Consider the following 26,514-nt stretch of genomic DNA (forward strand, 5'->3'; position numbering starts at 1 on the left):
GTCGGTGGCTGTGAAGCTGCGCGCCATCCCGTCCACGCTGGTGCTCGTCGACGGGACCGATCTGCACCACGACCTGATCGGCGCCGCACTGGCGCTGCAGGAGATCGTCACCGAGGCCGGGCTGCCGGCGGCGCGGGGCGTCGGCGTACACCGCTTCGCCGATCCCATGCCCGCCACTGCCGAGGCCGACGTCTACGTGCTGTACCTGTCCGGGCCACGGTTCGACCCGGCCGAACAGCAGGCGCTCGCCGACCTGGTGGCCGCCGGCAAGGGCCTGGTCGCCATCCACGCCAGCAACCTGTTCGGCTTCGGCCCCGGCGGCGTCGAGGCGGACCGCGCCGGTGTCGACCTGGTCGGCTCCCGGTATCTCTCGCACGGCGACGCCGGCTCCGAGGGCCGGTTCGAGGTGCGGGTCAAGGCCGGACACCCGGTCACCCGTCACCTCGGCGACTTCGCCATCGACGACGAGTACTACCTGATCGACTGCCGGCCCGACATCGAGGTGCTGGCCGAGCGGGACACCCCGACCGGGCCGCAGCCCATCGCCTACGTGCGGGAGCACGGGAAAGGCCGGGTCTGCTACACGGCGCTGGGCCACGATCCGCGCGCCTGGGGCAATCCCTGGTTCCGGCAGCTGGTCCGGCAGGCCGTGCTGTGGACGGCCGGCGTGCCCGAGCAGGACATCGAGACCTGGTCCACCCGCTGGCCACTGGGCAACGGCCGCTTCATCGACCGTTGACCCCCCGCGAGTCCCGCTCAGCGTCACACCGAATGTATGAATCGGATTCAGCGTTTCGGTGTGACGCTAGACGGGACTCGCGGGGGTTGGGGCGGGGGCGGTGGAATCGCGCACTATCAACTCCGTGGCCAGCTCCACGTGCAACGCCTCCAGCTGATGCCGTTCCAGCAGCCGCATGAGCAGGGTGACGGCCATCCGCCCCATCTCCTCCAACGGCTGCCGCACGGTGGTGAGCAGAGGCCGCGTGGCACGGGCGAGGTCGATGTCGTCGAAGCCGGCGACCGACAGGTCCTGCGGCACGCGCAATCCCAGGCGGGCGGCGGCGGACATGGCGCCGACGGCCATCTTGTCGTTGAAGCCGATCAGCGCGGTGGGGCGGTCGGGCAGGCCGAGAAGCTCGGTGGCCAGCCGGAAACCCTCCTCGGTGGTGGGTTCGCCGCTGCGGATCAACGCGGGCGGGGTGAGCACGCCGACCTCGGCCAGCGCGGCGGCGTGGCCGGCGCGGCGGGCGTCGGCGGCCAGCCAGTTGCCGGGGCCGGCGATGATGCCGATGCGGCGGTGCCCGAGCTCCAGCAGATGCTGGGTGAGCCGCCGGGCGCCGGTGAAGTGGGCGGCGGAGACGGCGGCGATGTCCCGGGGCAGGTTGGTGCGGGGATCGATGACCACAAAGGGAAATCCGGAGCCGCGCAGGGCCAGCAGCTGCTCGCTGGGCTCGGGCGGCAGCAGCATGATGGCGCCGGCGACGCCGCTCATCAGCGACAGTCCAGGTAGCACGGCCTTGCGCTGGGCGGCCTCGCCGGCGTTGAGCAGCAGGCGTCGGCCGTGCAGGTCGAGGGTCTCGGCCACCGAGGACACGATCAGTCCGAAGTAGTCGCTGAGCACGTACGGGCAGTGCACGTACACCGCGCCCTCGGCGATCCGGTTGCGGCGGGCGCGCGGCACGGGGGCGAGCCCGCCGAGGCGTTCGATGGCCGCCAGCACCAGGTCGCGGGTGGGCGGCGCGACGTCCTCGCTGTCGTTGAGCACGCGTGAGACGGTCGCGATGGACACCCCGGCGTCGGCCGCGATGTCCCGCACGGTGGCCCGGCCCCCGCCGCGCCTAGCCATTTGTTTCAGCCCCGTGTTTCATTTCGGCAGTCTAACTCCGCGCTCCGATTTAGGGCACACATTTGTGAACACCCGGTTCACACGGCGTTGACAGTGCCGAGGAGCGACTGCTTTGCTGTCCGCGCCGGCAATTGTTCCAGTTCTGTTCCATTTTGTTTCAGGACCTCGGGAGGGGCCGATGACGTCCCGTGCCACCGTCGTGGCGGCCATCGCCGCGACACTCGCACTCACCGCACCCTTGGCGGTCACCGCCGACGCTTCGCCCTGGACGGCGGTGTCGGTGTGGGAGACCACCGCGGACCAGAGCCGGTTGCTGACGCCGATGCCGGGCACCGCCTTCGGCCGCGCCGCCGCCGGCAGCCAGACCACCAATCAGACCATCAGCATCGACCAGACCAGGAGATACCAGTCCATCTCCGGGTTCGGGGCGTCGTTCACCGACTCGTCGGCCTGGCTGATCGCCAACTCGCCGCAGCGGGACGCGATCATGACCAAGCTGTTCGACCCGCGCCGCGGCATCGGACTGGACTTCCTGCGCCAGCCCATCGGCGCCTCGGACTTCTCGCGCTCGCTGTTCAGCTACGACGACGGGCCGGCCGACCCGAAGCTGGCGCACTTCTCCGTGCAGCACGACCAGGACTACATCCTGCCGATCCTGCGGCAGGCGCTGCGGCTCAACCCGCAGACCACGGTGATGGCCACGCCGTGGAGCATGCCGGGCTGGATGAAGACCAGCGGCTCCATGATCGGCGGCTCGGTCAAGACCGACGACCAGACACTTCGGGCATACGCGAACTATCTGGTGAAGTTCGTGCAGTCGTACCGAAAAGCCGGCGTGCCGGTGTCGCTGCTGTCGGCGCAGAACGAGCCCGAGTACTCCCCCGCCGACTATCCCGGCGCCACGATGACCGCCGCCGACCAGGCGAAGTTCATCGGCGACTACCTCGGCCCGGCCCTGCGTGACGCCGGACTGCGCACCGGAATCCTGGCCTACGACCACAATTGGGACGACACCCAGTACCCGTCCACGGTGCTCGGCGACCCCCAGGCCTCGAAGTACACCAGCGGCGCGGCGTGGCACTGCTACGGCGGCAATCCCGACGCGCAGTCGGTCGTGCACGACGCCTACCCGGCCAAGGACGCGTACTTCACCGAGTGCTCCGGCTCGCAGTCGTCCGACCACGCCAACACGTTCTCCGACTCGCTGGTCTGGCAGACCCAGCACCTGATCATCGGCGGCACCCGGAACTGGGCCAAGTCCGTGGTGACGTGGAACGTTGCGCTCGACCCGAGCGGCGGCCCCACCATGCACTGCACCACGTGCACCGGTGCGGTCACTGTGGACAACGCCGCCAATTCGGTGTCGTACAACGCGGAGTACTACGTGCTCGGCCAGGCCAGCAAGTTCGTGAAGCCCGGGGCCGTGCGGATCGACTCGAACACGTTCGGCGCGAACAATGTCGAGGATGTCGCCTTCCGCAACCCGGACGGCTCGACCGCGCTGCTCGTGCTGAACTCCGACGGGGCCGCCGCGCACACGTTCACCGTGTCCGAGCACGGCCGTTCGTTCAGCTACACCCTGCCCGCGAAGGCGGTCGCCACCTTCACCTGGCGCTGAATTTGCTCCGGGCCGGGCGGGCGAAGCAACCCGCCCGGCCCCGACAGCGTCCGAGTACACAGAAAGAACTGTGCGATCCGCGCCTCGCGCGGGATGATCGAACAGTGGCTGTGTTATCGGAAGGGCGTGGCGTGATGAAGAGGTGGCCGGCGGCCGTTGTGGCCGTGACCGGACTGCTGGTGGCCGGGTGCTCCGGCGGGGCGACCGGCGGATCGGCGCCCACCAGCACCACACCCCCGCCCCCGCCGGCCAAGGTGGCGATCAGCCCGGCCGCCGACGGGCAGGCCGTGGCCACCGAGACGCCGATCAAGATCACCGCCGACGGCGGCAAGATCACCGACGTCGAGATCAGCGGCGGCGAGCACGTCACCGGCAAGCTCAGCGACGGCGACAAGACGTGGACCAGCACCGGCGTGCTCAACGTGTCGCAGACCTACACGGTCGCGGCCACCGCGACCAACGCCGCCGGCAAGGCCACCACCAGCACCAGCAAGTTCACCACCGTCACGCCCAACGCCGTCGTGCACACGCACATCTTCGAGGGCGAGAACTCCACCTACGGCGTCGGCATGCCGATCATGCTCACCTTCGACAAGCCCGTGCAGAACAAGGCCGCCGTCGAGCAGGCCCTCCAGCTGACCACCTCGCAGCCGGTGGTCGGGGCGTGGGCGTGGACCGACGACACGCACGTCAACTTCCGGCCGCGCGAGTACTGGCCGGCCAACACCAAGGTCACCTTCGACGGGCACCTCAACGGCGTGCAGATCTCCCCCGGCGTCTACGGGGCCGCCGAGCTCACCCAGACGTTCAGCATCGGCGACTCCATCGTGGTCGTCGCCGGCACCGCCACGCACCACATGCAGGTGTACAAGAACGGGCAGCTCCAGTACGACTGGGCGATCAGCACCGGCAAGCCCGGCCACGACACCCCCAACGGCACCTACCTGACCATCGACAAGGGCAACCCCGTCGAGATGAAGCCGTCCGACATCGCGCCCGGCGGGCCCGGCTACTACGACCTCAAGGTGCCGTGGTCGGTGCGCTTCACCTGGAGCGGCGACTACCTGCACGACGCCTACTGGTCGGTCGGGCAGCAGGGCACCGAGGACGTCAGCCACGGCTGCGTGAACATGGCGCCCGACGCCGCTCAGGCCTACTACGAGGAAGAGCTGCCGGGCGATCCCGTGACCATCACCGGCAGTCCGCTGGCCGGGCAGCCCGGCGACGGCTGGACCGACTGGTTCGACAACTGGGCCACCCTGCTCGGCAAGAGCGCCACCCACCAGGCCGTGCAGGCCGGCCCCTCGGGCAGCTCCCTGGTCGCGCCCACCTCGGTCGCCGCGTCCACCGCCGTCACACCGGCCGGCATCTCCGCCGAGAACAACGCCCTCGCCTCGTAGGGCGAGGGCGCGGTTCAGGCGCTCGCCATCGCCAGCACGATGGTGGTGAGCAGGATGCCGCACACCGTGGAGGCGAACAGCATGCCGGCGAAGACCTTGCCGGCCGTGCCGAGCAGGTTCTGCACCGAGGACAGGATGCGGCCCAGCACGCGGACCACGACGATGAGCAGCACGACGCCGAGCCCGAGGGCGATCGCGAACATGGAGGACAGATCCGAGCTGTTCATGGCAACTCCCGGCGACTGCGGGTGATGCGGGTCAGGGACGGTGTGGGGACGCCCCGGCCGGCGCGGCCGGCCGTGAACCGGGTGAGGCGAGACGGATCCCGACCGGAGCGGGCCGCCGGCTTCCGCGGCGGGGCTCGTCGGGAGGCTGCCGTGCGCAGTAGTTCACCGAGTGGTTCATCATCCACCTCCTGAACTTCACCAAGCTCAGTCAACTTCAGTCTGAACTTAGTGAAGTACTAGAGTAGGGCGCGATCCGCAGGTGGACAAGAGGGTTTCGACACGCTAGTGGATGCCCTACATCGGTACACCTGGCGGATGGTGTACCGTGCCAGCTTCAGCGAGGTATGGTGAAGTTAACTGAAGGGGTTTACCGCCGTGCACCCGCCCTCTCCCGCATCTGATCTCCCCAGCCGCCTGCGGGCGTTGCGGGAAGAAACATGGCCGGGGCGCGTCGTCACGCAGGCCCACCTGGCCGAGGCGTTCAGTCGCGAGCGGTCGGCAAGCGTGCCCCTGATCTCCTCGTGGGAGAGCACCACCTCGCCCCGGGTTCCGCCGGCCAATCGCCTGGAGCAGTACGCCCGGTTCTTCGCCACGCGGCGGTCGATCGAGGGCAACGGGCACCGCCTGCTTTCCCTGGCGGAACTCACCGCGGCGGAGCGAGCCGGCTACGACGAGTTGCTCGCGTCACTCACCGCGCTCCGGCCAGGGCAGCGCGTCGCCCACCCGGTCGCCGCGACAGCGGAGCCGTCACGGGGCCTGTGGCAGTTCCCCGACCCGTACGACATCGTCATCGTCTGTGCCCGGCTACCCCGGGACCTGGTGCACTCCATGGGTTCCTACACGGACCCGAACGACCCCGACTACGTCGACCTGTACACATACGCGGATCCCGACGCCCTGATCGAGCTGTTCGGTCACATCCGCGCGGTCAACTCGGTCAGCCACGTCGACTTCAAGCGGGCCGACCAGCTCGACCGGGACGACTACACCAAGCACCTGGTGCTGCTCGGCGGCGTCGACTGGAACGGCGTGACCCGGGAACTGCTGTCACGCGTAGATGTGCCAGTGGAGCAGATAACCCGGCTCAGGACGGACGAGCCCAGCGGCTTCGAGGTGACCGAGAACGGCAGGCGCATGTACTCGCCCACCGTCCACTCCGGCCGGTTGCTGGAGGACGTGGCGCACTTCTACCGCGGCCAGAACCCGTTCAACATGGCGCGAACCGTCACCATCTGCAACGGCATGTTCGGCCGTGGCACCTACGGCGCCGTGCGCGCCCTCACCGACGTCAAATTCCGCGAGCGAAACGACGACTACGCCCGTGACCAGCTGGACCGGCACGGTGCCTACAGCCTGCTGATGCGTGTGCAGGTGGTGGACGGAGAAGTTCTGACCCCCGACTGGACCGTCGCCGAGACTCGCCTCCATGAATGGCCGGAGGCCACCACTTGACCCACGCCATCACCGCGGCGAGCCTCGACCATCCCGTGCTGCACCATGGCTCGCACCGCAACCTGCTGACCATGGTCGTCGAGCCCCGGCTCGGGACCTGCGAGGTCGACGCGATCATCGTGCCCACCTCGCGCCCGGCCGGCTACCTCCGCCGGGCCGTCGAACTGGCCGCCAAGCTGCGCTGCACGCTGGTCACGCTGAACAGCCAGCACTCGCGGGCCAACCAGGCGCGCAGCCTGGCCTGGTCCAGCGGGGTCGACATCGCAGCGGTGGACATGCGCGACGTCGCCCCCGCCTTGTTGCCGGCGTTCGGCACGACCTCGTTGTTGGCCGGCACGCCCTTCGCTCGTGGCACGGACACCAGCCGCAAACGCAACATGGGCCTGCTGGTCGCGCGATTGGCGGGGTGGAAGCACGTCGTTTTCCTGGACGACGACATCACCATTCCGGATCCCCAGCACCTCACCGACGCCGTGCGGCTGCTGCACCAGTTCGACGGTGTCGGCCTCACGGTCGGTGGATTCCCCGACAATTCCGTGGTGTGTCACGCCCATCGCGAGACCGGCGGCCTTCAGGACACCTTTGTCGGCGGCGGGGCGCTGGCCGTGAACACCGCCTCGTGCGATTCCTTCTTTCCGGACGTGTACAACGAGGACTGGTTCTTCCTACTGAACGACACAGGGTTGCGACCGATCGCGAAGACGTCGGGCCTGGCGGTTCAGAAGCCTTATGATCCGTTCGCCGACGATCGGCGTGCGCGCACCGAGGAGTTCGGGGACGTGCTCGCCGAGGGCGTGTTCTGGCTGCTCGACCAGGGTAAACGGGTTCAGGACGCGGATGAGGACTACTGGCGGAAGTTCCTGGCCAAGCGGCTCGACTTCATCAATGGCGTGCTGCGCCGGGTCGACGAGGCCGACATGGGCCTGGCCGAACGTGAACGCATGAAATCGGCGCTGCGGGCCGCTCGCGGCCGATGCACGCTCATCGCGCCGGACCTGTGCGTGCAGTATCTGAAGGCGTGGCGCACGGATCGCGGGAAATGGCATCGCCACCTGGAGAAGCAGGAACGGACCTTCACCGCCAAGAATCAGGACGTGGATGACGTGCTTCTGATGCTCGGTATTTCTCAGCCGAGCGGCTTCACCAACACGGTGCATTCCTCCAGGTTCTCGACCAGGGTGCCGTCCGCCAGCCAGTCGCGCTGAACGCAGTCCACCCGGCCGAAGTCCCAGTCCTGATAGCCGAGTCGCTTGTAGAGCCGTTCCGCGCCCTCGTTCGACAGTTCCACCGCCAGGGCGGCCGACTTGTGCCCACGGTCCCGCAGGAGCTGCTCGGCGGCCTCCACCAGGCGGGTGCCGATGCGCTGGTTGCGGTGGCCCTCGAACACCTCGAGGTGGGTGATCAGGGGCGTGCCGGGCAGGTGCAGGCGGATCTCGGGCTCCTCGGCCGGCTCCAGCCACAGGTAGACGCTGCCGACGGCCACGGGCCCGAGCCAGGCGGCGATGAGCAGGCCACGGCCGTCGGACTGCCGGTCCAGCCGGTCACGGACGTAGCCGTCCTGGTTGCCCGCCGCGCCGAGAGCCGGCGCTTCGCCGAGGCGCACGGGGTGTATCTCCAGGTCGACCATCACGTCCGACGGTAGGCGAGGCCGGGGCGCGCGTCACTGGTCCGACAGGGTGGGGCCCCGTCAGAAGACGATCAGGGCGCGGGGGCTGTCCAGGGTGCCGGCGGACAGGCGGGAGTAGGCGTCCTCGACGTCGTCGAAGGCGAAGCGCTGCACGTCGTTGCGCAGAGCGCCGGCGGCGGCCAGGGCGATGACGTCGTGCAGGTCGGTGATCGAAGAGCCCTGGAAGGAGAAGACCTCGCCGTCCTTGGGCAGGGCGCGGAGCAGCGGGGCCTCCATTCGGCCGCCGGCCGCGCCGATGAGGCCGAAGGCGCCGCCGGGGCGCACGGCGGCCAGGCCGGCGGCGATGGTGTCGTCGGTGCCGACGAAGTCGAGGACGGCGTCGGCGCCACGGACGCCGTCGAGGGAGGACGCCGTGGCGTCCGCGCCGAGGGAGGTGGCGGCGGCCAGGCGCGCGGGGTTGGTGTCGACGGCGAGGATGCGGGCGGCAGTGAGCAGTCGCAGGAACTGCACGGCGAAGGACCCGAGACCACCGACGCCTGTCACGGCCACGGTGCCGCCGGGATAGATCCGTGGCAGGGCCCGGCGAACGGCGTGGTACGAGGTGGCGCCGGCGTCGGTTAACGGTCCAGCCGTAACGGGGTCGAGGGACTCCAGCGGGATGAGGAAGCGCTTCCCGTCGACGAGCACGTACTCGGCCAGCCCGCCGTCACGGCCGTAGCCGCGGCCGGCGAGACCGTTGGGGCAGGCGGAATCCAGGCCCCGCTGGCAATGCCAGCACTGCCCGCACGAGTTCGGCGAGACCAGGGCGACGGCATCGCCCTCGGCGAGGCCGGTGATGCCGTCGCCGAGGCCGGCGACCCAGCCGGCGGCCTCGTGGCCGAGCGTGAACGGCGCGCGCCAACCGAGGCGCTTGCCCAGCGCGGCCGGCATGTGCGGCAGGGAGATGTCCGTGTGGCACAGCCCGCAGCCGGCCACCTTGACCAGCACCTGCCCCGGACCTGGTTGCGGCACCGGCACATCCACGACCTGCGGCGGCGTGCCCCACTCGGTGATCCGAAATGCGCGCATGTCGATCACCGTACCGGGATTCGGCTCCCGGCGATCTGCTCCAACAGGGCCTTCGCGGCCGGCGCGGCACTGGCGCTGATCGCCACGGCCAGCCGCCGCACGGTGCGCGGCCGCAGGGTCCGGATCGCCACGTCGGAGGGCTGCTCGGGCAGGCCGACCGTGGGCAGGATGCTGACGCCGAGGCCCGCCCCGACCATCTCCACCACGGCGCTGGGTTCCCGCGCCTCGAACGCCACGTCCAGCCGCACGCCGACCTCGTGGGCCACCTCGTTGAACACCCGCGCGCAGCCGCCGGAGGACCGGATGAACGGCTCGGCGGCCAATTCCTCATACGTGACAACGTCTTGCGCGGCCAGTCGGTGATCGGACGGCACGAGGGCGACCATCTCGTGGCTGTCCAACTCGGCGGTGAGCAGGCCAGGAGCGGGCAGCGTGACCACGCCGGCGTCGACCACGCCCTGGTCCAGCCAGTCCCGCACCTCGCTGTCGCTACCTTCCAGCAGCCGCACGGCGACCCGGGGATGGCGCTGGCGGTAGGTCCGCAGCTGCGAGGCAATGAGGGTGCCGGTGGCGCTCGGCAGGCTGGCCAGCCGCAGCGTGCCGGTGACCTCGCCGGCCAGGGCGGCGACCTCCGTGTGGATGAGGTCGAAGTGCCGCAACGCTTCCCGTGCGTGCCGGGTGACGATCTCGCCGACGTCGGTCAGCTTCACGCCGTCGCGGCAGCGGGTCAGCAGCGGCACGCCGAGCTCCGTCTCGAGCGTGGCGACCGAGCGGCTGACCGCCGGCTGCGACATGCCGACGCGGTCGGCCGCGGCGGTGAATCCGCCGTGCTCCACGACCGCGAGCAGGGCCCTGAGCTGCGACAAGGTCATCGTGCCCCCATACCCGGACGGTTATGCCCGCATACCAGACAAGCCATTTCACGGCCGGTCACCACAACCGTAGCGTTATGGACATGACGAGGCGAATTCTCATCACCGGGGCCAGCAAGGGCATCGGCCGCGTGCTGGCCGACCGCGTCGCGGCCGGCGGCGGCGTGCCGATCGGCCTGGCCCGGACCGCGCCGGCCGACTTCCCCGGCGAGTTCCACGAGGTCGACCTGCTCGACCGGGGCGCGACCGCCGACGCACTGGGCAAGGTCGGCGACGTCGACGCCGTGGTCAACAACGTCGGCTTCGCCAAGCCCGACACGGTCGGCGAGATCGACCTGGACGACCTGGCCTGGGCCCTGGACGGCAACGTCCGCGTGGCGGTCCAGGCGACGCAGGCCGCGCTGCCGGCCATGAAGGCCGCCGGCTGGGGGCGCATCGTGAACATCACCAGCATCGTCACGCTCGGCACGCCCCACCGCAGCGCCTACGCGGCCGCCAAGGGCGCGCTGGACGCCCTGACCATGGTGTGGGCGGGCGAGCTGGCCGGCAGCGGCATCACCGTCAACTCGGTGGCGCCGGGCCCCACCGAGACGGAGATGTTCCGCCGCAACACCCCCGTCGGCTCGCCGCAGGAACTGCGGTCCCTGGCCAACCTCCCGGCCGGCCGCATCGGCCGGCCCGAGGAGGTCACGGCGGCGATCTCCTTCCTGCTGTCCGAGGACGGCGGCTACACCACCGGCCAGATCCTGCGTGTCGACGGTGGCGGCAGCATCGCCGCCGCGCACCGTGGGCGCTAGCGGGTGGGCTGGTCGCCGAAGGCCGCCAGGAACTTGTCCCGGAAGGCGCTCATCGGCCACAGCGGGGCGTGCGGGCTCGGCTTGAGCCCGTCGGTCCAGCCCCAGCCGGCGACCCGGTTGAGTACCGAGGGGTCCTTGGCCACGATGCTGATCGGCACGTCGTGGTCGGCCGCGGTGCCGCTGACCAGGGTCCCCGGCTGGTGGTCGCCGAGGAACACCATCACCGTGTTGTCGTCGCCGAAGTTCTGCAGGTACGAGATGAGCGTGTTCAGCGAGTACTGGATGGTCTCGCCGTAGGCCTGCTGCACCTTGGCCTGGTCCGGCCAGACGTCCTTGACCTGCTTGCCGTTGGCCGCCTGCGGCCCGAACATCGAGCCGTCGCCCATCGAGTTCCAGTCCACCATCTGCGGCGCCGGCGTCCACGGCACGTGGCTGGAGATCAGGTCGATCTCGCCGAACGCCGGGCCGGGCTTGGTCAGCTCGTGCTGGCGGATGAAGTTCATCGAGTACTGGTCGGGCATGGTGGCGTAGGAGAACACCGGGCCCTTGTAGCCGACGTTGCGCGAGTCGTAGACGCTGTCGTAGCCGTAGAACTGGCTCTCCGGCACCCAGTCGCGGGTGTTGGCCGGGTCGTCGGCGAAGGTGCGCCAGCCGGCGTCGTTGAACGCGCGGGCCAGCGTGAACCGGTCGCCGTTGATCAGGCTGGTGTAGCGGTACTGGCTGTTGACGTCCACACCGGACTCCAGCGTGGAGTGGGCCAGCCAGCTGCCGCCGCCGAACGTCGGCGAGGTCAGGAAGCCGCTCTTGGCCGCGAATCCGGCCTGGGCGAGCTTCTCCGTGCCGGCGTCGAGCACGGCGTCGATGGCGGGCGCGAAGCTGGAGTTCATCACCGCGGACCGGCCGTAGCTCTCCACGAACACCAGCAGCACGTTCTTGCCGCGCAGGCCGCTGAGCAGCTTGTCGTGGGGCTGGCCGACGTACGGGTCGGCCGCCACCTCGCGGGCGAACTCCCGCTGATCCTTGATGTCCGCGCTGACCTGCCGCAGGTCGTTGACGGCCAGCGCGGCCGTGTTGCTGGCGGCCAGGGGTTGCCCGGCGGCGAGCTGCGCGCCGGTCGGGGCCAGCACGAGCCAGACCACCGCCATCAGCGCGACGCCGCGAAAGGCTCCGGTGCGGTGCTTGGCGACGTAACCGCCGAGGCGCGCCACCGACAGCGCGGTGAAGATGATCAGTCCGATCGCGACGACGATCACCAGCGCGGCGGCGACCCAGCCGAGGGCGTCGCCGACCTGGCCCTGCACGAACTCCAGGCCCGGGCCGAGGAACGTCCAGTCGTACACCGGGTCGAAAGGCCGGTTGAGCGAGGCGTAGAAGCCCATGTCGGTCAGCTTGAGGATGGTCAGCACGCCCAGCAGGCCGCCGGCCACGATGCCGGCCGGCTTGCGCCACTTCGCCGGCAGCAGCAACAGCACCAGGATGCCGACCAGTCCCTCGACCGGGATGCGCACAAAGGCCAGCGGGGTCAGCTTGCTCAGGTCGTCCGGCGCCACCAGCGCGAACAGGACCAGCAGGAATGCGAGCACGGTGGCCGTGACGGCCAGGACGCGGCGCGCTGTCGACGGCGGTGTGCGGTCGTCGGTGCCCTCGTCGGGCTGCCGGCGAAGGCGCGTGAGGAGCGACAAGCCGAGGTCCTTCCCTGCGGTGGTGGCGATGGTGCCACTCCAGCACACGGCCCCGGCTCGGCTTCGGTTCAATCCCGCGTTCGTAGGCCACCCGTATGTGCCGGATGCCCGAAATCCGTCAACAGTTGGACGTGGCGCAGGGTCGGCGGCTCAGCGCGTCGAACAGGACGCTGCGGAAGTCGGCGCCGCTCAGGGCCTGGTAGGCCTGGCCGCCGGTGGCCGTGGCGAGCTGGTGGAGCACGTTCATGTCGGCGTCGGGGCCGAGCCCGATGCCGATGATCTGGATCGGACGGGTCGGGTCGACCTGGGCCCGCAGCGCGGCGACCAGGCCGTCGAGGTCCAGACCGCCGGTGGTCTCGTTCTTGCCGTCGGTGATCAGCACCTCGGAGTTGACCTTGGTGGCGTCGTAGCCGTCGCGCAGCGTCTGGTAGGCCTGCAGTGCCGTGTCGTACAGGGCGGTGTTGCCGCCGACCAGGGTGGGTAGCGTCACGGCGGCCTGTTGCAGCGCCTGCCGTTGCGGCGACCCGGTGGTCCTGCCGCCGAGCGGGCCGAGCGGCACGAGCTCGTTCGCGTGCTCGGCGAACGTCCACAGGCCGACGGATGTGGTGTCGGGCATCAGCGACATGCCGGCCAGGGCCCCGTCACGGGCGACGTCGATGCGGGACTGCCCGTCCGGCATGGGTTCCGCCATCGAGCCGGAGGTGTCGATCACCGCCAGGGTGCGGCCGTCGAGGTGGATGACGTCCCAGGCCCGCAGCACGGTCGCCACCTGGGTGGTGGTCGGCGTCGGCAGCCGGTTCGGCGTGTCCATCCGCACGCCCTGCCGCATCGACCACGCCGCGCGGCCGCCCGGTTCGCGGAATCCCGCTTCGCTCAACGACTTCGCCGTCGTGTCGGATCTCAGCCGGCGCTCGAACGCGTCCGCGGCGGCGCTCGTTCCACCCGGCTCCGCGGCCGTGGACACACGCACCACCGGGTAGTCGAACAGCACCGAGCCCTCGGTCGGATACAGGGCGACGGCCGGCACCTTCGAGCCGGCGTTGTGCGCGATCACCGACTGCTCGGTCGCCGTGAAAAGCGGTGCGGTGGCCGGGTTCCTGGCCATTAGCTGGTAGCAGGTGTCGATGTTGGCCTGCGTCGAGTCACGCAGCCGCAGCAGCGTGGCGATCAGCTCCGGCGGCGGCGTCCCGTTCTGCGCCGGGGCCATGCCCTCGGCCAGGCCCAGCGTCGCGATGCCCTCGGTGTTGGTCAGCGGGTCCGCGATGTCCACCGGCACATCCGGGTCCACCAGCCGCTTCCAGCTCACCGACGACTGCGGCCAGCCCAGCTTCGCCACCTCGTCCTGGCCGCCCACCACCACCAGCGGGGAGGTCGCCAGCGAGCCCCTCGCGCTGATCTTCGGCGTCACCCCCGGCACCGCCGCGTCCTTCTCCGCCGCCGTCGACGCCCACAGCTGCGAGTCCGGTATCCACAGCGCCGGCGGGTCGATCGGCTTCGTCGGCAGCTCCGCCACCACGTCCGCCGACTGCTCGGCCACCACCTCGACCTTGACGCAGGTCCCGTTCACCGCCGCGTGGTCGCGCTCGAAGCCGTCTGCCGCCTGCCGGGTCACCTGCTCCATCGCCGGCGTGACCGTCACCCTCAGCGGCAGCTCCCCGCCGCAGGTCCGGGCCGCGTTGGAGGCATTGGCCGTGACCACGGCACCCACCGCCAGCACCGCGACGAGCACCGGCAGCACAAACCGCCCGCGCCGTGAACCCCGCCGATGCCGACGCATGGCCTCGAACCACCTCCGGAGGGGATTGTTGGCCCTGGACGTGCGATCCGACACCGCCGGACGGCGTGGTCAGCATCCAGCCGACCGGGTCAGCGGTCCCGGATGGCGTCGAGCAGCCGCCGGGCCCAGTCGCCGTCCTCGCCGTCGATCTCGATCACACGAGCGAGGTCGTCGGCCGCGCGGTCCCGCTCCCCCGCTGTGAACAGGATGACCGCCCGGTTCACGAGGCCGTACAGGTAGTGCGGGTCCAGGTCGATCGCCCGGTCGAAATCAGCCAACGCCTCGGGGAGGCGATCCACGCGGCGCAGGGTCTCGGCGCGGGTGCCCAGGGCCCAGATGTAGGTCGGCCGCAGCTCGATGGCCTGGTCGAGGTCGCCAAGGGCCTCCTCGAACCGTTCGAGTGCCTGGAGCGCGGCACCACGGCAGCCCCAGGCCCAGGCGTCATCGGGCTTGGCCGCCACCAAGCGGTCCAGGTCGGGCATGGCCTCGGCGTGGCGGCCCATGCGGCGGAGGGTCTCGCCGCGTTCGCCGATGTAGGTGACCACACCGGGGGCCAGGTCGACAGCGGCCTCCAGGTCGGCAAGGGCGATGTCGAAGTGGCGGTCGGCGCGGCGCAGAATGCCCCGCTCGGAATGGGCCAGCGCACGAGTCGCGGCCGGCAGGGAGCGGTCGTCGACGAGCAGGCTGATCAAGTCGAGGTAGGGCACCGCCTCGGCGAGTTCGGTGCCACGCCGGAGAACCTCGGGTGCGTCGGCGTCGCGGCCGGCCTGGACGATCATCGGAACCCATTGCTGCGACAGCGATCGCCGCACCGCGAAGGCCTCGACCAGACCCACGAGGGCTTCGGGCAGCGCGGCGGCGCCGTTGGCGCACAAGCGGTGGTAGGCCTTCTCCAGATCCGGGGCGTCGGCTGCCAGGGCCAAGTGCCGCTTGCGCCACTCCCCCGGCTCGCGGCGGCGCAGGACGCGGAGTATTTGCGACCGAACGACATCGTGGTAGCGGTAACCGTCGGCCTGCTCTGTGACGAAAGGCTGTTGCAGCAACCATGACAAGTGGTCGGTCGAGCCGGCGGCGACCGCGAAGACCTCGGACGAGAAGCGGCGCGGCAGGGCACCGTAGAGGGCGGCGGTGCGGCGAGCGGGGTCGGGCTCCCACTTGAGGAAGCGTTCCACGGCACTGCCGCTGGGGTCGCCGACCTCGCTCACCTCTGCGGGCCTCGCTTCGGCGAGCATGGCCACGAGCACCGGCAGCTTGCCGGACAGGCTGAGGATGACCTCGACGACCCGCTCATCGGTGACGTTGCGGGAAGCCAGGAAGCTGCGCGCCTCGGCGTCGGTGAAGACGTCCAACGGCAGGTCGGTGCGGATGCCGAGGTAGTCGCCCCAACGGTTCAGGTCCAACGGATGCTGGCCGGCCACCACCAGCACGGCCTCGGGCGGCAGGGTGCCGTGCTCGCCGGCCAACAGGTCCCGAAGCCACTGGTCGAGGAAGGGCGAAGTCCGCTCGTAGGTGTCGAAGAACAGGGCCAGCGGCTTGCGCAGCGACGTGAGATCACGCAGCAGGGCCGGGGTGAGCACATCGGCCGGCGACATCACCAGTTGCACGTCGATGTGGTTGCGGAGCTTGCGGGTCAGGAAGACCCGCAGCTTGTCGATCTCCTCGGCGGCGGCCTTGGCGTCGATGGGCTTGGTGATCGCCCCGAGCCCCGGCACCTCGCCCGCGACCCCGAGGCCGATCTTCACGGTGCCCCGGGTGAGCAGCGACGACAGGCCTTCGGGGGCGGTGGGATCGGCGTCGAGGTTCTGGCGGTGCTGCCGATACGCCGTCAGCCGCTTGGTGAACTCCTTGCACGGCCCCAAACCCGCCGCCAGCGCCTCCAGCGCGGACGGCAGGTCGTAGGCGGCCTCGTCCACCTGTCCCGTGGCGAAGCCATGATCGGTGGCGACGCGGCGGAACTGCCTTACCAGGAACGACTTTCCGATGCCGGCGGCGCCGTGCACGCTGAACAGGAAGCGCCGGCGAGGGTCGTCCACGGGCAGCCGCAGGTTCTCCTCGAACAGGGCCAACTGCCGCTCGCGGCCGACGAACTCGCCGGCCTGCCGCCGGCGGATCAGTTCCTGCAACGTCAACGGGCGCTCCGACACCCGATGAAGCCTAGTGGCCGCTGAGCACGTCCGCGGGCACTTCGGCGTCGGTGCGCAGGGCCTCGAACAGGCGGGTGGCCTTGTCCTTGTTCCACAGCACGACCGAGCCCGCGCCGGAGATGGTCGGCGTGCTGCCGACCGGCACCGTCGTGGTGACGAGGTCCTTGCTGGCCAGGGAGAACGCCAGGCTGGCCAGGTTCCACACGTGGTCGCCGTTGTTGACGGTCAGCGCGCCGGGCACGCTCGACATCAACGGGATGATCTTGAACGGGTTGAACATCACACCGGGGCTGGTGATCTTGCTGACCACCGCCGACAGGAACTGCCGCTGGTGCACCACGCGGTCCAGGTCGGCCGAGGGCGTGGCCCGGGTGCGCACATAGCCCAGCGCCTGGGCGCCGTCGAGGTCCTGACAGCCGGGCTGGAGGTTCAGGCCGGCCTTCGGGTCGACCATCGGCTGCTCGACGCAGATGTTCACGCCGCCGATGTCGTCCACCACGTCGGAGAAGCCGCCGAAGCCGATCTCCATGTAGTGGTCGACGCGCAGCCCGGTGGCGCCCTCCACCGTCTGCTGGAGCAGCTGCGGTCCGCCGAAGGCGAAGGCGGCGTTGAGCTTGTTCTTGCCGTGCCCCGGAATGTCCACATAGGAGTCACGCAGCATGCTGACCAGGGTCGGCTTGCCGCTGGACGGCACGTGCAGCAACAGAATGGAGTCGGTGCGGGAGCCCGCGGCGTCGCCGGTGGCGAGCTGCTGCTTCTGCGCGTCGGTCAACCCCTCTCGGCTGTCCGACCCGACCATGAGCCAGTTCGTGCCCGCGCCCGCCGCGGGGCGGCCGGAGTAGTCCTGGAGCGCGTCGGTCCGCTTCAACGAGAAGTCGGCGTACACGAACACACCCAGCACGAGCAGGATCAGGACCACGACAACGATCCCGATGACACGCCCGATGCGCACCAGACCACCTCCGCTTTGTGGACAGACGTCAACAATAGGGACGTGTGGCGAGGCGCGCTGGTTGCGTTAGGGAACGCGCTGGGACAGAACCAGCGCGCCGGCCGCGCCGAGGACCGCGAGCACCGCGCCCAGCGCCACGAACGGCTTGCTGACGTCGGCCTCCTGCGTCTCGTAGCCGATCTGCTGGCCGAGCGAGGCGTAGATCTGCTTCAACTTGTCGCTGGTGTCGGCCTTGAAGAACTGGCCGCCGGAGATGTCGGCCAGCTGGTGCAGCGAGTCGTCGTCGACCGGCACCGGCACCTCCTGGTTCTGCAGCACCACCACGCCGTCGGTGGTGCCGTAGGAGATGGTGTTGATCGGGATCTTGGCGTCCTTGGACTCCTTGGCCATCGCGAACTCGTCGCGGCCCGCGGTCTGCTTGCCGTCCGACATGAGCACGATCTGCGCCGGCGGCGCGCCGGCCGCGCCGCCGAGGCCGCGCTCGAACTGCTGGATGGACTGCAGCGCCGCGGCGATGGCCTCGCCGGTCGCGGTGGCCGGCTGGAGCTGGATGGCGTCGATCGCGTCGGCCACCGGCTTGCGGGCCGTGGTCGGGCTGACGTCCACGGTCGCCGAGCCGCCGTAGGTGACCAGGCCCAGGTTGACCCCGCCGGTCATGTCCTCCACGAACGACTTGGCCGCCGCCTGCGCCGCCTTGATCCGGGACGGTTGGATGTCCGTGGCGTCCATCGACGGCGACACGTCGATCACCAGCATCACGGTCGCCCGGTTGCGCGGCACCTTCGCCTCGGCCATCGGGCCGGCCAGCGCGGCCGTCAGCGCGAGGAAGGCAACCAGGAACATCACAGGCGGCACCATCCGCCACCGGTTCGGCCGCTTCGGCGCCACCTTGTCCAGCACGGCCATGTTGGCGAAGCGCACCACGTGCCGGCGTCGGCGCCTCGACACCCAGAAGTACGCGCCGAACACCGCCCCCACGCCCAGCAGCAGCGCGAACCACACCGGCGACGCGAACGAATCGATCCCCACGGGCCCCAGTTAACAGGCCCCCACGTAAAACCCCGGCGAGTCCCGCTCTCCGGCACACCGAATTACGCTGTCGGGCAGAACTGAGCCTCGGGTCTCACCCCGCGCCCCCCGGTAGCCACGTGTGGCGCTGGAGGTCGAACGTGGGCCACATGCGACATTCGAATGTGCTGGAGAGCGTGATTCGGTGTGACGCTGGGCGGGACTCGCGGGGGCGGACCACGCCGGGGGCAGGCTCGCGGGGGTCAGCTGAGGCCGCGGAGGCCGATGGTGGGGCTGGCGCGGCGGACCATGGCGGCGGGGTCGGTGGGCAGGACGTTGTTGAGGAACTCGTAGGCGTGCAGCTCGGAGGCGTCGCGGCGGCCGAGGTGGCGCCACCAGCTGGCGATGTCGTGCCAGCCGGGGGCCGACAGGGAGCCGCCGAAGTGCTGGACGGACAGGGCGGCGCACAGGTTGGCGAAGTTCACCCGATCGGCCAGCGGCCAGCCGGCGAGGGTGCCGAACACGAAACCGGCCCCGAAGACGTCGCCGGCGCCGGTGGGGTCCAGCGCGGCCATGTTCAGGCCGCCGACGTCCACGGTGACGCCGTTGGCGGAATCGACGGCGAAGGCCCCGTTGCCGCCGCGGGTGACGACGACCACCGGCACGACCTCGGCCAGCTTCACGGCGGCCCGCTCGGGGGTGTCCTCGCGGGTGTAGCTCATGGCCTCGACGGAGTTGGGCAGGAACACGTCGTAACCGTCGAGCTTGCGCAGCATGGACGGCGCCCACTGCTCGGTCGGGTCCCAGCCGACGTCGGCGAACAGCAGCGCCCCCTGCTCCTTCACGGCGCGGATCCACCGCTCTTCCTGCAGGTCGACGTGCACATAGGCGGCACGGGTGCGCGGCGGCGGGCTGAGCAGCTCGTCCGGCCCGACCGGCGACGGGTGGCCGTGGGTGACCATGCTGCGGTCCCGGTCCACGGCCATCGACACGGTCAGCGGCGAGTGCCAGCCGTAGAACCGCCGGCTGCACGACAGGTCGACGTTCTCCTGGTTGGCCAGCACCTCCCAGCAGAAGTCGCCGTAGAGGTCCTCGCCGAACGCGGCGGCCAGCGCGGTGCTGAGCTGGAGCCGGCTCAGCGCGACGGCCAGGTTGGCGATGCCGCCGGGGCTGGAGCCCAGCCCGGTCGACCACACCTCCGTGCCGGCCGAGGGCTGGTGCGCGAGCCCGGTGAAGATGATGTCCAGGAACACCGTGCCGGACAGCAGCACGTCGAACGCGGGACTCTGGTGTTCTGACGCCGTTGCCACCTGGGTCACCTTAGGACGCCGACGCCGCGACGACCAAGATCAACGGCACCCGGGCGGGTGACAGCTGCTCACTTGGCCAGGCAGAACTGGTGGACGTCGAGGTAGCCGGCGCGGAATCCGGCCTCGGAGTAGGCCAGGTAGAACTCCCACATCCGCCGGAACGTCTCGTCGAAGCCCAGCGCGGCGACCTCCTGCCAGCGACCGAGGAACCGACGCCGCCACGTCCGCAGCGTCAGCGCGTAGTCCTGGCCGAACGCCCGGTCCTGCACCACCCGCAGCCCGGTGTGCTGGGCGACGGCGTCCTCGATGGCCTCCACCGACGGGATCAGCCCGCCGGGGAACACGTACTTGTGCATCCACGTGTAGGCGTTGGCGGTGGCCAGCATCCGGTCGTGCGGCATGGTGATGGCCTGCAACCCGATCCGTCCGCCGGGCCGCACCAGCCGGTCAAGAGTGGCGAAGTACGTGGGCCAGTACCCCTTCCCCACCGCTTCGATCATCTCCACGCTGACCACGGCGTCGTAACTGCCGTGTGCCTCACGGTAGTCGCGCAGCATCACCTGCACGCGGTCGGCGACTCCGGCGGCCTGGATCCGCTGCTCGGCCATGGCCTTCTGCTCGGCCGACAGCGTGAGGGTCGTCACGCGGGCGCCCCGCTGCGCGGCCCGGATCGCCAGGGCGCCCCAGCCGGTGCCGATCTCCAGCACGTGCGTGTCCGGGCCGACGCCGGCGAAGTCCAGCACGCCGTCGATCTTGCGGAGCTGGGCGTCCGTCAGATCCTGCTTCTCCAAAGAATCAGGCGCTGTGGCGAACCAGGCCGAGGAGTACGTCATGGTCTCGTCGAGGAAGACCGAGAACAGGTCGTTGGACAGGTCGTAGTGCCGGTGGATGTTCTCCCGCGCGCCGGCCAGGTCGTTGTCCTCGACGGCCGGTTGGGTGCGCTCGGCGATCCGCCGCAGCGCCTGCAACGGCCGAGGGATCAGGGTCGCCATGCGGGCGGCGAACGGGGTCAGCACGTCGGCGACCTCGGGGCTCGACCAGTCCCCCACCATGTACGCCTCGCCGAAGCCGATCTTGGCGTCGGCGCCGAGGCGCTGGAAGAAGTGGCCCGGCCGGTGCAGCCGCATCACCGGCGCGTCCGGGCCGCCGGCCCCGAGCACGCGGCCGTCGGGGAACTCCACGCGCACCGGGATCGTGCGGACGGCGTGGCGGAACAGCCGTTCCGCCGCCACGGCACGCAGCGGCGAGCGGGGCACGGTGGCCAGCCCGGGCCAGATCCCCTTGCTGGGCAACGGAACTGCACGGGTCTTGGTCATTGCGCGGTCTCCTCGTGCGGGGTGCGGGGGACGATCGGGATCCGGCGCAGCCACAGGCCGATGCCGTGCGTGCGGATGAGCGCCGACACCCGGTGCGTGGTCAGCGGCCGGGTGATCAGCAGCTTGACCAACGCGAGCGGGGTCGCCGGGCGGCGGTGACCGCGCAGCGTGGCGGTGAGCGGGGTCTTGCCGTGCTGGCGCAGCGCGATGGTGACGGACAACGTCGGCCCGGGCTCGCCGAACCGCATCAGGTACTCGCCACCGAGGTCGAGGAACGGCGAGACGTAGAACTCCTTGTCGGTGCGGGCCCGGCCGGCTTCGTCGGGGAACAGCAGGTAGTTGTGCCGTTCCCCGTACGTGTTGTGCACTTCGGCGATCACGCAGGCCAGGGATTCCTCGCGGTAGCACCAGAACACGGTCAGCGGGTTGACGACGTGCCCGAGCGAGCGGGCGTTGGCCAGCATGAGGATCCGGTCGCACTCCAGGCCGTGCGACGCCAGGTAGGCGTCGAGGTTCTGGCGGATGGTGCGGGACGGAATCCCCAGGTGGTCACGGGATTCGAAACGCGCGAACGGCCGCAGCCACCGGGGCAGCGACGGCAGCGCGTCGAGGTCGACGAGCCACAGGAACACCCGGTGCTTGAAGGCGTAGTCGATGCGTTCCCGCCGCGCGTGCGCGACCTCCACGTCATACAGCGCGGGCGCTACCACGTGACGCCCAGGGATTCGGCGGCCCGCACGCCGGAGGCACAACCGTCCTCATGGAACCCCCAGCCGTGGTAGGCACCCGCGTACGCCACGGTTCCGTCGTTCAGCGACGGCAACCGGCGCTGGGCGGCCAGCGCGGCCGGCGTGTAGATCGGGTGCTCGTACACCATCCTGGCGATCACCGCGTCGGGCGCGACCCGGTCCGTGGCGTTCAACGTGACGACATAGCCGACGGGAGCGTCCAAGCGCTGCAACCGGTTCATGTCGTAGCTGACGAGAACCGGACCGCCGCCGTCGTGACAGCTGGCCTTGAGATAGTTCCACGACGCCCGCGCCCTCGACGAGACCGGCAGCACGGAAGGGTCGCTGTGCAGCCAGGTCTCGTTGCGGGAGTACTCGAACGCCCCGAGCACGTCGCGTTCCGCCGCGGTCGGATTCGCCAACAGACGGAGCGCCTGATCCGGATGGGTGGCCACGACGACCTTGTCGAACTCGTGGGTCTGATCGGCGTCGTCCCTGATCGCCACGCCGCCGGCCGTCCGGCTCACCGCGCGGATCGGCGTCGAGATCTCCACCGCCGACAGGCCTTTCGCCGCCCGCTCCACGTACCGCCGCGACCCGCCGACCACGGTTTTCCACTGCGGCGAACCGCCGACGGACAGCATGCCGTGGTTGGCCAGGAAGGTGAACAGGTACCGCGCCGGGTAGCCCAGCGACGACGCCTCGCCCGACGACCACACCGCCGCCACCATCGGCACCATGAAGTGCTGCATGAAGTACGTCGAATAGCCACCGACCGCCAGGAACGCGCCCAGCGTGACGTCGCCGGCCCGCTCGTCGTCCATCACCCGCCGCGCGTGCCGGTGGAACCGCTTGACCTCGGCCAACATCCGCAGGTAGCGCCCGCGAACGACGTTGGCGCGCTGGGCGAACAGCCCCGGCAGCCGCCGCGCCCCCGCGTATTCGAGGCCGCAGCCGTCGCACCGCACGCTCATGGACATCTCCGAGTCCTGCGTGGGCACGCCGAGCTCCTGGAACAGCCGCAGCAGGTTCGGGTACGTGCGTTCGTTGTGCACGATGAAGCCGCTGTCCACGGCGGTGTAGCCGCCGCCCTGGGTCGGCAGGTCGTGCGTGTGGGCGTGGCCGCCCAGGCGCGCGTCGGACTCGAACAGCGACACGTCGTAGCGGCGTTGCAGCAGGTAGGCGGCGGTCAGCCCGGACACCCCCGACCCGATGACGGCGAGCTTGTCCCTGCTCATCCGGCGGCCCCTTCCAGGCTCAGCGGCACCCGAAGGCCCCGCGGCGACGGCTCACGCACAGCGTTCGCGATCCACCCGGGCATCGGTTCGTAATCCAGGCGACCAAGGACAAAACTTCGCACCAATCTCGTCCACTCACGCGCGCGCCGCAGCATCGCGTGCCCGTCGCCGTGCACCTCGAAACGGCAGACGTCGTCGGTGACGGCCTTGGCCCGGACCGCGTAGTCGTAGGACAGGCGCGGATCGGTCCAGCGCTCGCGGTCGCCGTGGGCGATCAGCAGGGACTTGCCGGCCAGCTGCGCGACCGGCTCCCCCGGCTCGGTCCACGGCGCCAGCGCGCACACGCCCAGCACGCTCCGGTCGTCCGCGGCGTGCAGCGCGGCGCGGCCGCCCATGGAGTGCCCGACCAGGACCACCGGTAGCTCTCCGTGCCGCCGCCGCAGGTCGTCCAGCGCCCAGCGGGTGTCCTTGACCGGGTCTTGGTCGTTCCAGCCGCGATAGCGGTAGCTGAGCTGGGCCACGAGCAGGCCGGGTTGCCGGGCCAGGTCCCTCGCGAACGGCACCATCCGCAGATAGGTGAGGTTCGCCCTGGTCGCCGGCTCGTGGCTGCGGGCGCGGCCGCCGTGCAGGAGCAGCGCCACCCCGGTGGGCCTGCGGCCTCGTTCCCGCAGGACGGGTGTGACTGAGCTGGACATGTCACTCCGTTCGCACGCGACGGTCATCCGGTTCGCGGTGACTTTCCGTACCCACGCGTCGCCGAATGTTCTGGCACTGTGGAGAAGGTGTCCAGGGGGTGAATCGGGGGCCAACAGCCGGTGCGGCATCCTTGATCGACATCAGTGAGCACGAGGAGCGGGCGTGAACTACGAGATCTTCGGCATCGTCAACGGCTTGGCCGGCGCGTTCGGCCCGCTCGACCTGCTGATGGTCTTCGCCGCCAAGTACCTGGTCTTCCTGCTGTTCGCCGCCGGGGCCGTAGCCACCTTCCTGCGGGCCAGGCAGGACGGGTGGTGGCCGGTCGGGGCGTGGCGGATCGGGCAGGTCGGCGCCACGCTGGCCATCGGGCTCACGCTCTCGGTCACCGTGCGGACGTTCCACCTGTCGCTGCGGCCGTTCCAGACCCACCAGGTGCACATGCTGATCACGCACGAGCCCGGGGTGTCGCTGCCCAGCGACCACGCCACGGCGTCGTTCGCGCTGGCCATCTCGGTGTGGTTCTTCATCTCGGCCAAGTGGGGGCCGTACCTCATGGGCGTGGCCGCGCTGGTCGCGATCTCCCGCGTGTTCGTCGGCGTGCACTACCCGGCCGACATCACCGCCGGCGCGCTGCTGTCCACCCTGGCCGGCCTGGCCGTGTGGGGCGCGACGCTGCTCTGGCAGGACCGATTCATCGCCCGGTTCACGCCCGTGCCGGTCGAGGCGGAGCGGCAGCTGGAGCACAGCGCCTGACCCCCTGGCCGGTGGGCCGCGAGCGACCCACCGGAAGGCCGGCGTCGTTGACGTTGTGCCACACCGTGACCAGCGGCCTGTTGTGCGGCAACACCACCCCGCAGACCTCCGTGATCAAGATCGACGACGAGCAGGGTGGCCTGTCCATCGAGAAGCGGTGATCGGGCGGGCGCTAGAGTCGACCGTGTGATCGAGAAAACGCGCATCTCCACGCCGGCCGGCACGTTCGACGCGCTGGCCAGCGGGGACGAGGACGGCCGCGAGGTGCTGCTGTTGCACGGGTTTCCGGAGTCCTCACTGGAATGGGAGCAGCAGCTGCGGGTGCTCGGGGGCGGCGGCTGCCGCGCGGTCGCCCCGGACCAACGCGGCTACTCCCCCGGGGTGCGCCCGGAGCACGTCAGCGACTACCGCCTGGAGGAGCTGGTCGGGGACGTGGCGGCGATCGCGGACGAGCTGGGCTGGCAGCGGTTCGACCTTGTGGGCCACGACTGGGGCGCGATCGTGGCGTGGGCGGCCGCGGCGGCGATGCCGGAGCGCGTGCGGACGCTGACGGCGGTGTCGGTGCCGCATCCGGCGGCCTTCGAGCACGCCCGGGCCACCGACGAGGACCAGCACGAGCGGTCCCGCTACATCGGCACGTTCCGGGCGGCCGGGTCGGCGGAGAAGACGCTGCTGGCCGACGAGGCCGACAAGCTGCGCCGCATCTACGACTGGAAGGTCCCCGAGGACCACATCGAGCACTACCTGGACCGCTTCACGCAGCCGGGCGCGCTGACGGCGGCGCTGAACTGGTACCGGGCGATGGACCTGGGCGGGGCGGTCGGGCCGGTCGAGGTGCCCACGCTGATGGTGTGGAGCACCGAGGACAACGCCGTCGGCTCGGCCGGCGTGCTGGCCACCGAGAAGCACGTCACCGGCCCCTACCGGCTGGAGATCGTGGAGGACGTCTCGCACTGGATCCCGGAGGAGGCGGCCGAGGAGCTGTGCCGGCTGCTCATCGAGCATCTGCTGGCACACCGGAGCTGAGCACGCGCTCGTAGCAGAGCGAGGTCTCGGAGCCGATGTAGTCGCCGTAGGCCGGGATCGGGACGTAGCCCTCGCGCTCGTAGAAGCGGATCGCGTCCGGCTGGCCGGTGCCGGTCTCCAGCCTCACGGTGGTCCAGCCGCGGTCGACGGCCGCCTGCTCCAGGGCGCGGAGCACGGCCGTCGCCACGCCGGTGCCGCGGGCCGACTTCTCCACGAACATGCGCTTGACCTCGGCGGACGTGTCGTCGAGTTGACGCAGGGCACCGCAGCCCAGGGGCGAGCCGGCGTCGTCGAAGGCGATCAGGAAGACCGCCACGTCGTCGGCGCTGGGGTGCACGCCGGGCTCGGTGTCCTCGCCGTCGTAGCGGGCCAGTATCTCTACACGCTGCTGTTCCCGCAGGTAGACGCCGTGCGGGTCGTCCCAGGGGCGGGCTTCGATCGTCGTCACGGAACAGATGTTACGGTAACGTCTGTTCCGAACGGAAGGGCGGCCATGTCACGAGCGGCGAACCCGCGGGCGGCGGAGCAGCTGTCACAGGCGGTGTGGGACGTGCTGGCCCAGCAGGGGCTGGAGCACCTCACCATCCGTGCGGTGGCGGCGGCCGCGGGGTGCACGACCGGGCTCGTCATGCACCGGTTCCCCAATCGGCGAGCGCTGCTCCGGCACGCCCGCGAGCTGCTGCACTCGCGCACTCTGGAACGCGTCGAGGCGTTGGAGGCGGCAGCCGCCGGTCCTCGGGAGGCGCTGCGGGCAGTGCTCGCCCAGGGGTTGGCCACGACCGAGGCCGGCACGGTGGAAAGCGTGGTGTGGATAGGGTTTCTCGCCGCCGCGGTCGGCGACGAGGAACTGCTTGAGCTGCACCGGGTGAACACCAGGGCGTGGGGGGCCAAAAAACAAACTAAAAATTGAAACCCAAACAACAAAGTGAACGGCGCGGGTGGGGGGACCCACGCACCAAAAGACAAAGACAGAGAGG

At 70.3% G+C, this 26,514-nt stretch carries 26 protein-coding genes; 10 read left to right on the plus strand and 16 right to left on the minus strand.

Going from position 1 to position 26,514, the window contains the following annotated elements; genetic code table 11:
• Positions 1-10: 10 nt before the first annotated feature.
• Entirely contained in the window at positions 11-739 is a 729-nt protein-coding gene (locus AB0M73_RS38460) for a ThuA domain-containing protein (RefSeq protein ID WP_363901995.1), read from the plus strand.
• Between the two features lie 66 nt (positions 740-805).
• Here the strand turns inward: AB0M73_RS38460 and AB0M73_RS38465 are convergent, their stop codons facing one another.
• Positions 806-1,846: a LacI family DNA-binding transcriptional regulator gene (locus AB0M73_RS38465; protein WP_363901998.1), complete on the minus strand. Its 1,041-nt coding sequence runs from the start codon at positions 1,844-1,846 to the stop codon at positions 806-808.
• Between the two features lie 178 nt (positions 1,847-2,024).
• Between AB0M73_RS38465 and AB0M73_RS38470 the strand changes: the two genes are divergently transcribed.
• Positions 2,025-3,464 (plus strand): glycoside hydrolase family 30 beta sandwich domain-containing protein, encoded by a 1,440-nt coding sequence (locus AB0M73_RS38470; protein ID WP_363902001.1) that lies wholly within the window; start codon positions 2,025-2,027, stop codon positions 3,462-3,464.
• 134 nt (positions 3,465-3,598) lie between these two features.
• Positions 3,599-4,864, plus strand: coding sequence for an Ig-like domain-containing protein (locus AB0M73_RS38475; RefSeq protein WP_052394103.1), 1,266 nt, complete (start codon positions 3,599-3,601; stop codon positions 4,862-4,864).
• Between the two features lie 14 nt (positions 4,865-4,878).
• On the opposite strand, the gene AB0M73_RS38480 is transcribed toward AB0M73_RS38475, so the two are convergent.
• Entirely contained in the window at positions 4,879-5,091 is a 213-nt protein-coding gene (locus AB0M73_RS38480) for a hypothetical protein (protein WP_043715563.1), read from the minus strand.
• Positions 5,092-5,466: 375 nt separating this feature from the next.
• Here AB0M73_RS38480 and AB0M73_RS38485 point away from each other — a divergent pair, with 375 nt between their 5' ends.
• Positions 5,467-6,543: an XRE family transcriptional regulator gene (locus AB0M73_RS38485; protein WP_363902005.1), complete on the plus strand. Its 1,077-nt coding sequence runs from the start codon at positions 5,467-5,469 to the stop codon at positions 6,541-6,543.
• Complete coding sequence (locus AB0M73_RS38490) at positions 6,540-7,748, plus strand: glycosyltransferase family A protein (protein ID WP_363902008.1); 1,209 nt, start codon at positions 6,540-6,542, stop codon at positions 7,746-7,748. Before AB0M73_RS38485 ends, AB0M73_RS38490 begins: the two co-directional genes overlap by 4 nt.
• Here AB0M73_RS38490 and AB0M73_RS38495 read toward each other — a convergent pair.
• From AB0M73_RS38495 to AB0M73_RS38505, 3 genes are read right to left on the minus strand one after another with little or no spacing between them, the layout of a single operon-like run.
• The gene (locus AB0M73_RS38495) at positions 7,670-8,170 is read right to left on the minus strand and encodes a GNAT family N-acetyltransferase (RefSeq protein ID WP_363902011.1); all 501 of its coding nucleotides are present in this window, start codon (positions 8,168-8,170) and stop codon (positions 7,670-7,672) included. The genes AB0M73_RS38490 and AB0M73_RS38495 overlap by 79 nt on opposite strands.
• Before the next feature lie 60 nt (positions 8,171-8,230).
• Positions 8,231-9,238: an alcohol dehydrogenase catalytic domain-containing protein gene (locus AB0M73_RS38500; RefSeq protein ID WP_363902014.1), complete on the minus strand. Its 1,008-nt coding sequence runs from the start codon at positions 9,236-9,238 to the stop codon at positions 8,231-8,233.
• Positions 9,239-9,243: 5 nt separating this feature from the next.
• On the minus strand, positions 9,244-10,110 hold the full coding sequence (locus tag AB0M73_RS38505; RefSeq protein WP_363902017.1) for a LysR family transcriptional regulator: 867 nt from the start codon (positions 10,108-10,110) through the stop codon (positions 9,244-9,246).
• An 83-nt stretch (positions 10,111-10,193) separates the two neighbouring features.
• On the opposite strand from AB0M73_RS38505, the gene AB0M73_RS38510 reads away from it, so the two are divergent.
• Positions 10,194-10,907: an SDR family oxidoreductase gene (locus AB0M73_RS38510; RefSeq protein ID WP_363902020.1), complete on the plus strand. Its 714-nt coding sequence runs from the start codon at positions 10,194-10,196 to the stop codon at positions 10,905-10,907.
• On the opposite strand, the gene AB0M73_RS38515 is transcribed toward AB0M73_RS38510, so the two are convergent.
• The 10 genes from AB0M73_RS38515 to AB0M73_RS38560 form a co-directional block, all read right to left on the minus strand.
• On the minus strand, positions 10,904-12,589 hold the full coding sequence (locus AB0M73_RS38515) for a sulfatase-like hydrolase/transferase (protein ID WP_363902023.1): 1,686 nt from the start codon (positions 12,587-12,589) through the stop codon (positions 10,904-10,906). The genes AB0M73_RS38510 and AB0M73_RS38515 overlap by 4 nt on opposite strands.
• Positions 12,590-12,707: 118 nt before the next feature.
• Positions 12,708-14,366 carry a substrate-binding and VWA domain-containing protein gene (locus AB0M73_RS38520; protein WP_363902025.1) on the minus strand — a complete coding sequence of 553 codons (1,659 nt, stop codon included), beginning with the start codon at positions 14,364-14,366 and terminating at the stop codon, positions 12,708-12,710.
• Between the two features lie 89 nt (positions 14,367-14,455).
• The gene (locus AB0M73_RS38525; RefSeq protein ID WP_363902028.1) at positions 14,456-16,510 is read right to left on the minus strand and encodes a tetratricopeptide repeat protein; all 2,055 of its coding nucleotides are present in this window, start codon (positions 16,508-16,510) and stop codon (positions 14,456-14,458) included.
• Positions 16,511-16,520: 10 nt separating this feature from the next.
• Positions 16,521-17,462: an LCP family protein gene (locus AB0M73_RS38530; RefSeq protein WP_363902030.1), complete on the minus strand. Its 942-nt coding sequence runs from the start codon at positions 17,460-17,462 to the stop codon at positions 16,521-16,523.
• A 66-nt stretch (positions 17,463-17,528) separates the two neighbouring features.
• Positions 17,529-18,491 (minus strand): VWA domain-containing protein, encoded by a 963-nt coding sequence (locus AB0M73_RS38535; protein ID WP_363902033.1) that lies wholly within the window; start codon positions 18,489-18,491, stop codon positions 17,529-17,531.
• A gap of 242 nt (positions 18,492-18,733) precedes the next feature.
• Positions 18,734-19,780 carry a PfkB family carbohydrate kinase gene (locus AB0M73_RS38540; protein ID WP_363902036.1) on the minus strand — a complete coding sequence of 349 codons (1,047 nt, stop codon included), beginning with the start codon at positions 19,778-19,780 and terminating at the stop codon, positions 18,734-18,736.
• 68 nt (positions 19,781-19,848) lie between these two features.
• Positions 19,849-21,096 (minus strand): cyclopropane-fatty-acyl-phospholipid synthase family protein, encoded by a 1,248-nt coding sequence (locus tag AB0M73_RS38545; protein ID WP_363902039.1) that lies wholly within the window; start codon positions 21,094-21,096, stop codon positions 19,849-19,851.
• A complete protein-coding gene (locus tag AB0M73_RS38550) occupies positions 21,093-21,806 on the minus strand; it encodes a DUF1365 domain-containing protein (RefSeq protein ID WP_363902042.1) in 714 nt (237 codons plus the stop codon). The genes AB0M73_RS38545 and AB0M73_RS38550 overlap by 4 nt, the downstream gene beginning before the upstream one ends.
• The gene (locus AB0M73_RS38555; RefSeq protein ID WP_363902045.1) at positions 21,800-23,062 is read right to left on the minus strand and encodes an FAD-dependent oxidoreductase; all 1,263 of its coding nucleotides are present in this window, start codon (positions 23,060-23,062) and stop codon (positions 21,800-21,802) included. Before AB0M73_RS38555 ends, AB0M73_RS38550 begins: the two co-directional genes overlap by 7 nt.
• A complete protein-coding gene (locus AB0M73_RS38560) occupies positions 23,059-23,757 on the minus strand; it encodes an alpha/beta fold hydrolase (RefSeq protein WP_363902048.1) in 699 nt (232 codons plus the stop codon). The genes AB0M73_RS38555 and AB0M73_RS38560 overlap by 4 nt, the downstream gene beginning before the upstream one ends.
• Positions 23,758-23,920: 163 nt before the next feature.
• On the opposite strand from AB0M73_RS38560, the gene AB0M73_RS38565 reads away from it, so the two are divergent.
• From AB0M73_RS38565 to AB0M73_RS38575, 3 genes are read left to right on the plus strand one after another with little or no spacing between them, the layout of a single operon-like run.
• Entirely contained in the window at positions 23,921-24,511 is a 591-nt protein-coding gene (locus tag AB0M73_RS38565) for a phosphatase PAP2 family protein (protein WP_363902051.1), read from the plus strand.
• An 11-nt stretch (positions 24,512-24,522) separates the two neighbouring features.
• Positions 24,523-24,672 carry a hypothetical protein gene (locus tag AB0M73_RS38570; protein ID WP_363902054.1) on the plus strand — a complete coding sequence of 50 codons (150 nt, stop codon included), beginning with the start codon at positions 24,523-24,525 and terminating at the stop codon, positions 24,670-24,672.
• A gap of 25 nt (positions 24,673-24,697) precedes the next feature.
• A complete protein-coding gene (locus AB0M73_RS38575) occupies positions 24,698-25,537 on the plus strand; it encodes an alpha/beta hydrolase (protein WP_363902057.1) in 840 nt (279 codons plus the stop codon).
• Here AB0M73_RS38575 and AB0M73_RS38580 read toward each other — a convergent pair.
• On the minus strand, positions 25,506-25,985 hold the full coding sequence (locus AB0M73_RS38580; RefSeq protein WP_363902060.1) for a GNAT family N-acetyltransferase: 480 nt from the start codon (positions 25,983-25,985) through the stop codon (positions 25,506-25,508). The genes AB0M73_RS38575 and AB0M73_RS38580 overlap by 32 nt on opposite strands.
• A gap of 45 nt (positions 25,986-26,030) precedes the next feature.
• Between AB0M73_RS38580 and AB0M73_RS38585 the strand changes: the two genes are divergently transcribed.
• A complete protein-coding gene (locus tag AB0M73_RS38585; protein ID WP_363902063.1) occupies positions 26,031-26,447 on the plus strand; it encodes a TetR family transcriptional regulator in 417 nt (138 codons plus the stop codon).
• Positions 26,448-26,514: the final 67 nt, after the last annotated feature.

Origin of the sequence: Kutzneria sp. NPDC051319 (assembly GCF_040682195.1) — a bacterium.
Lineage (GTDB): Bacteria > Actinomycetota > Actinomycetes > Mycobacteriales > Pseudonocardiaceae > Kutzneria.

Coding starts and splice junctions, on each gene's coding strand:
- AB0M73_RS38505 (WP_363902017.1), bottom strand. CDS start 10,110: ATGACCTTGTCGCAGCTCAGGGCCCTGCTCGCGGTCGTGGAGCACGGC.
- AB0M73_RS38470 (WP_363902001.1), top strand. CDS start 2,025: ATGACGTCCCGTGCCACCGTCGTGGCGGCCATCGCCGCGACACTCGCA.
- AB0M73_RS38510 (WP_363902020.1), top strand. CDS start 10,194: ATGACGAGGCGAATTCTCATCACCGGGGCCAGCAAGGGCATCGGCCGC.
- AB0M73_RS38585 (WP_363902063.1), top strand. CDS start 26,031: ATGTCACGAGCGGCGAACCCGCGGGCGGCGGAGCAGCTGTCACAGGCG.
- AB0M73_RS38465 (WP_363901998.1), bottom strand. CDS start 1,846: ATGGCTAGGCGCGGCGGGGGCCGGGCCACCGTGCGGGACATCGCGGCC.
- AB0M73_RS38520 (WP_363902025.1), bottom strand. CDS start 14,366: ATGCGTCGGCATCGGCGGGGTTCACGGCGCGGGCGGTTTGTGCTGCCG.
- AB0M73_RS38475 (WP_052394103.1), top strand. CDS start 3,599: ATGAAGAGGTGGCCGGCGGCCGTTGTGGCCGTGACCGGACTGCTGGTG.
- AB0M73_RS38555 (WP_363902045.1), bottom strand. CDS start 23,062: ATGAGCAGGGACAAGCTCGCCGTCATCGGGTCGGGGGTGTCCGGGCTG.
- AB0M73_RS38545 (WP_363902039.1), bottom strand. CDS start 21,096: ATGACCAAGACCCGTGCAGTTCCGTTGCCCAGCAAGGGGATCTGGCCC.
- AB0M73_RS38480 (WP_043715563.1), bottom strand. CDS start 5,091: ATGAACAGCTCGGATCTGTCCTCCATGTTCGCGATCGCCCTCGGGCTC.
- AB0M73_RS38560 (WP_363902048.1), bottom strand. CDS start 23,757: ATGTCCAGCTCAGTCACACCCGTCCTGCGGGAACGAGGCCGCAGGCCC.
- AB0M73_RS38500 (WP_363902014.1), bottom strand. CDS start 9,238: ATGCGCGCATTTCGGATCACCGAGTGGGGCACGCCGCCGCAGGTCGTG.
- AB0M73_RS38495 (WP_363902011.1), bottom strand. CDS start 8,170: ATGGTCGACCTGGAGATACACCCCGTGCGCCTCGGCGAAGCGCCGGCT.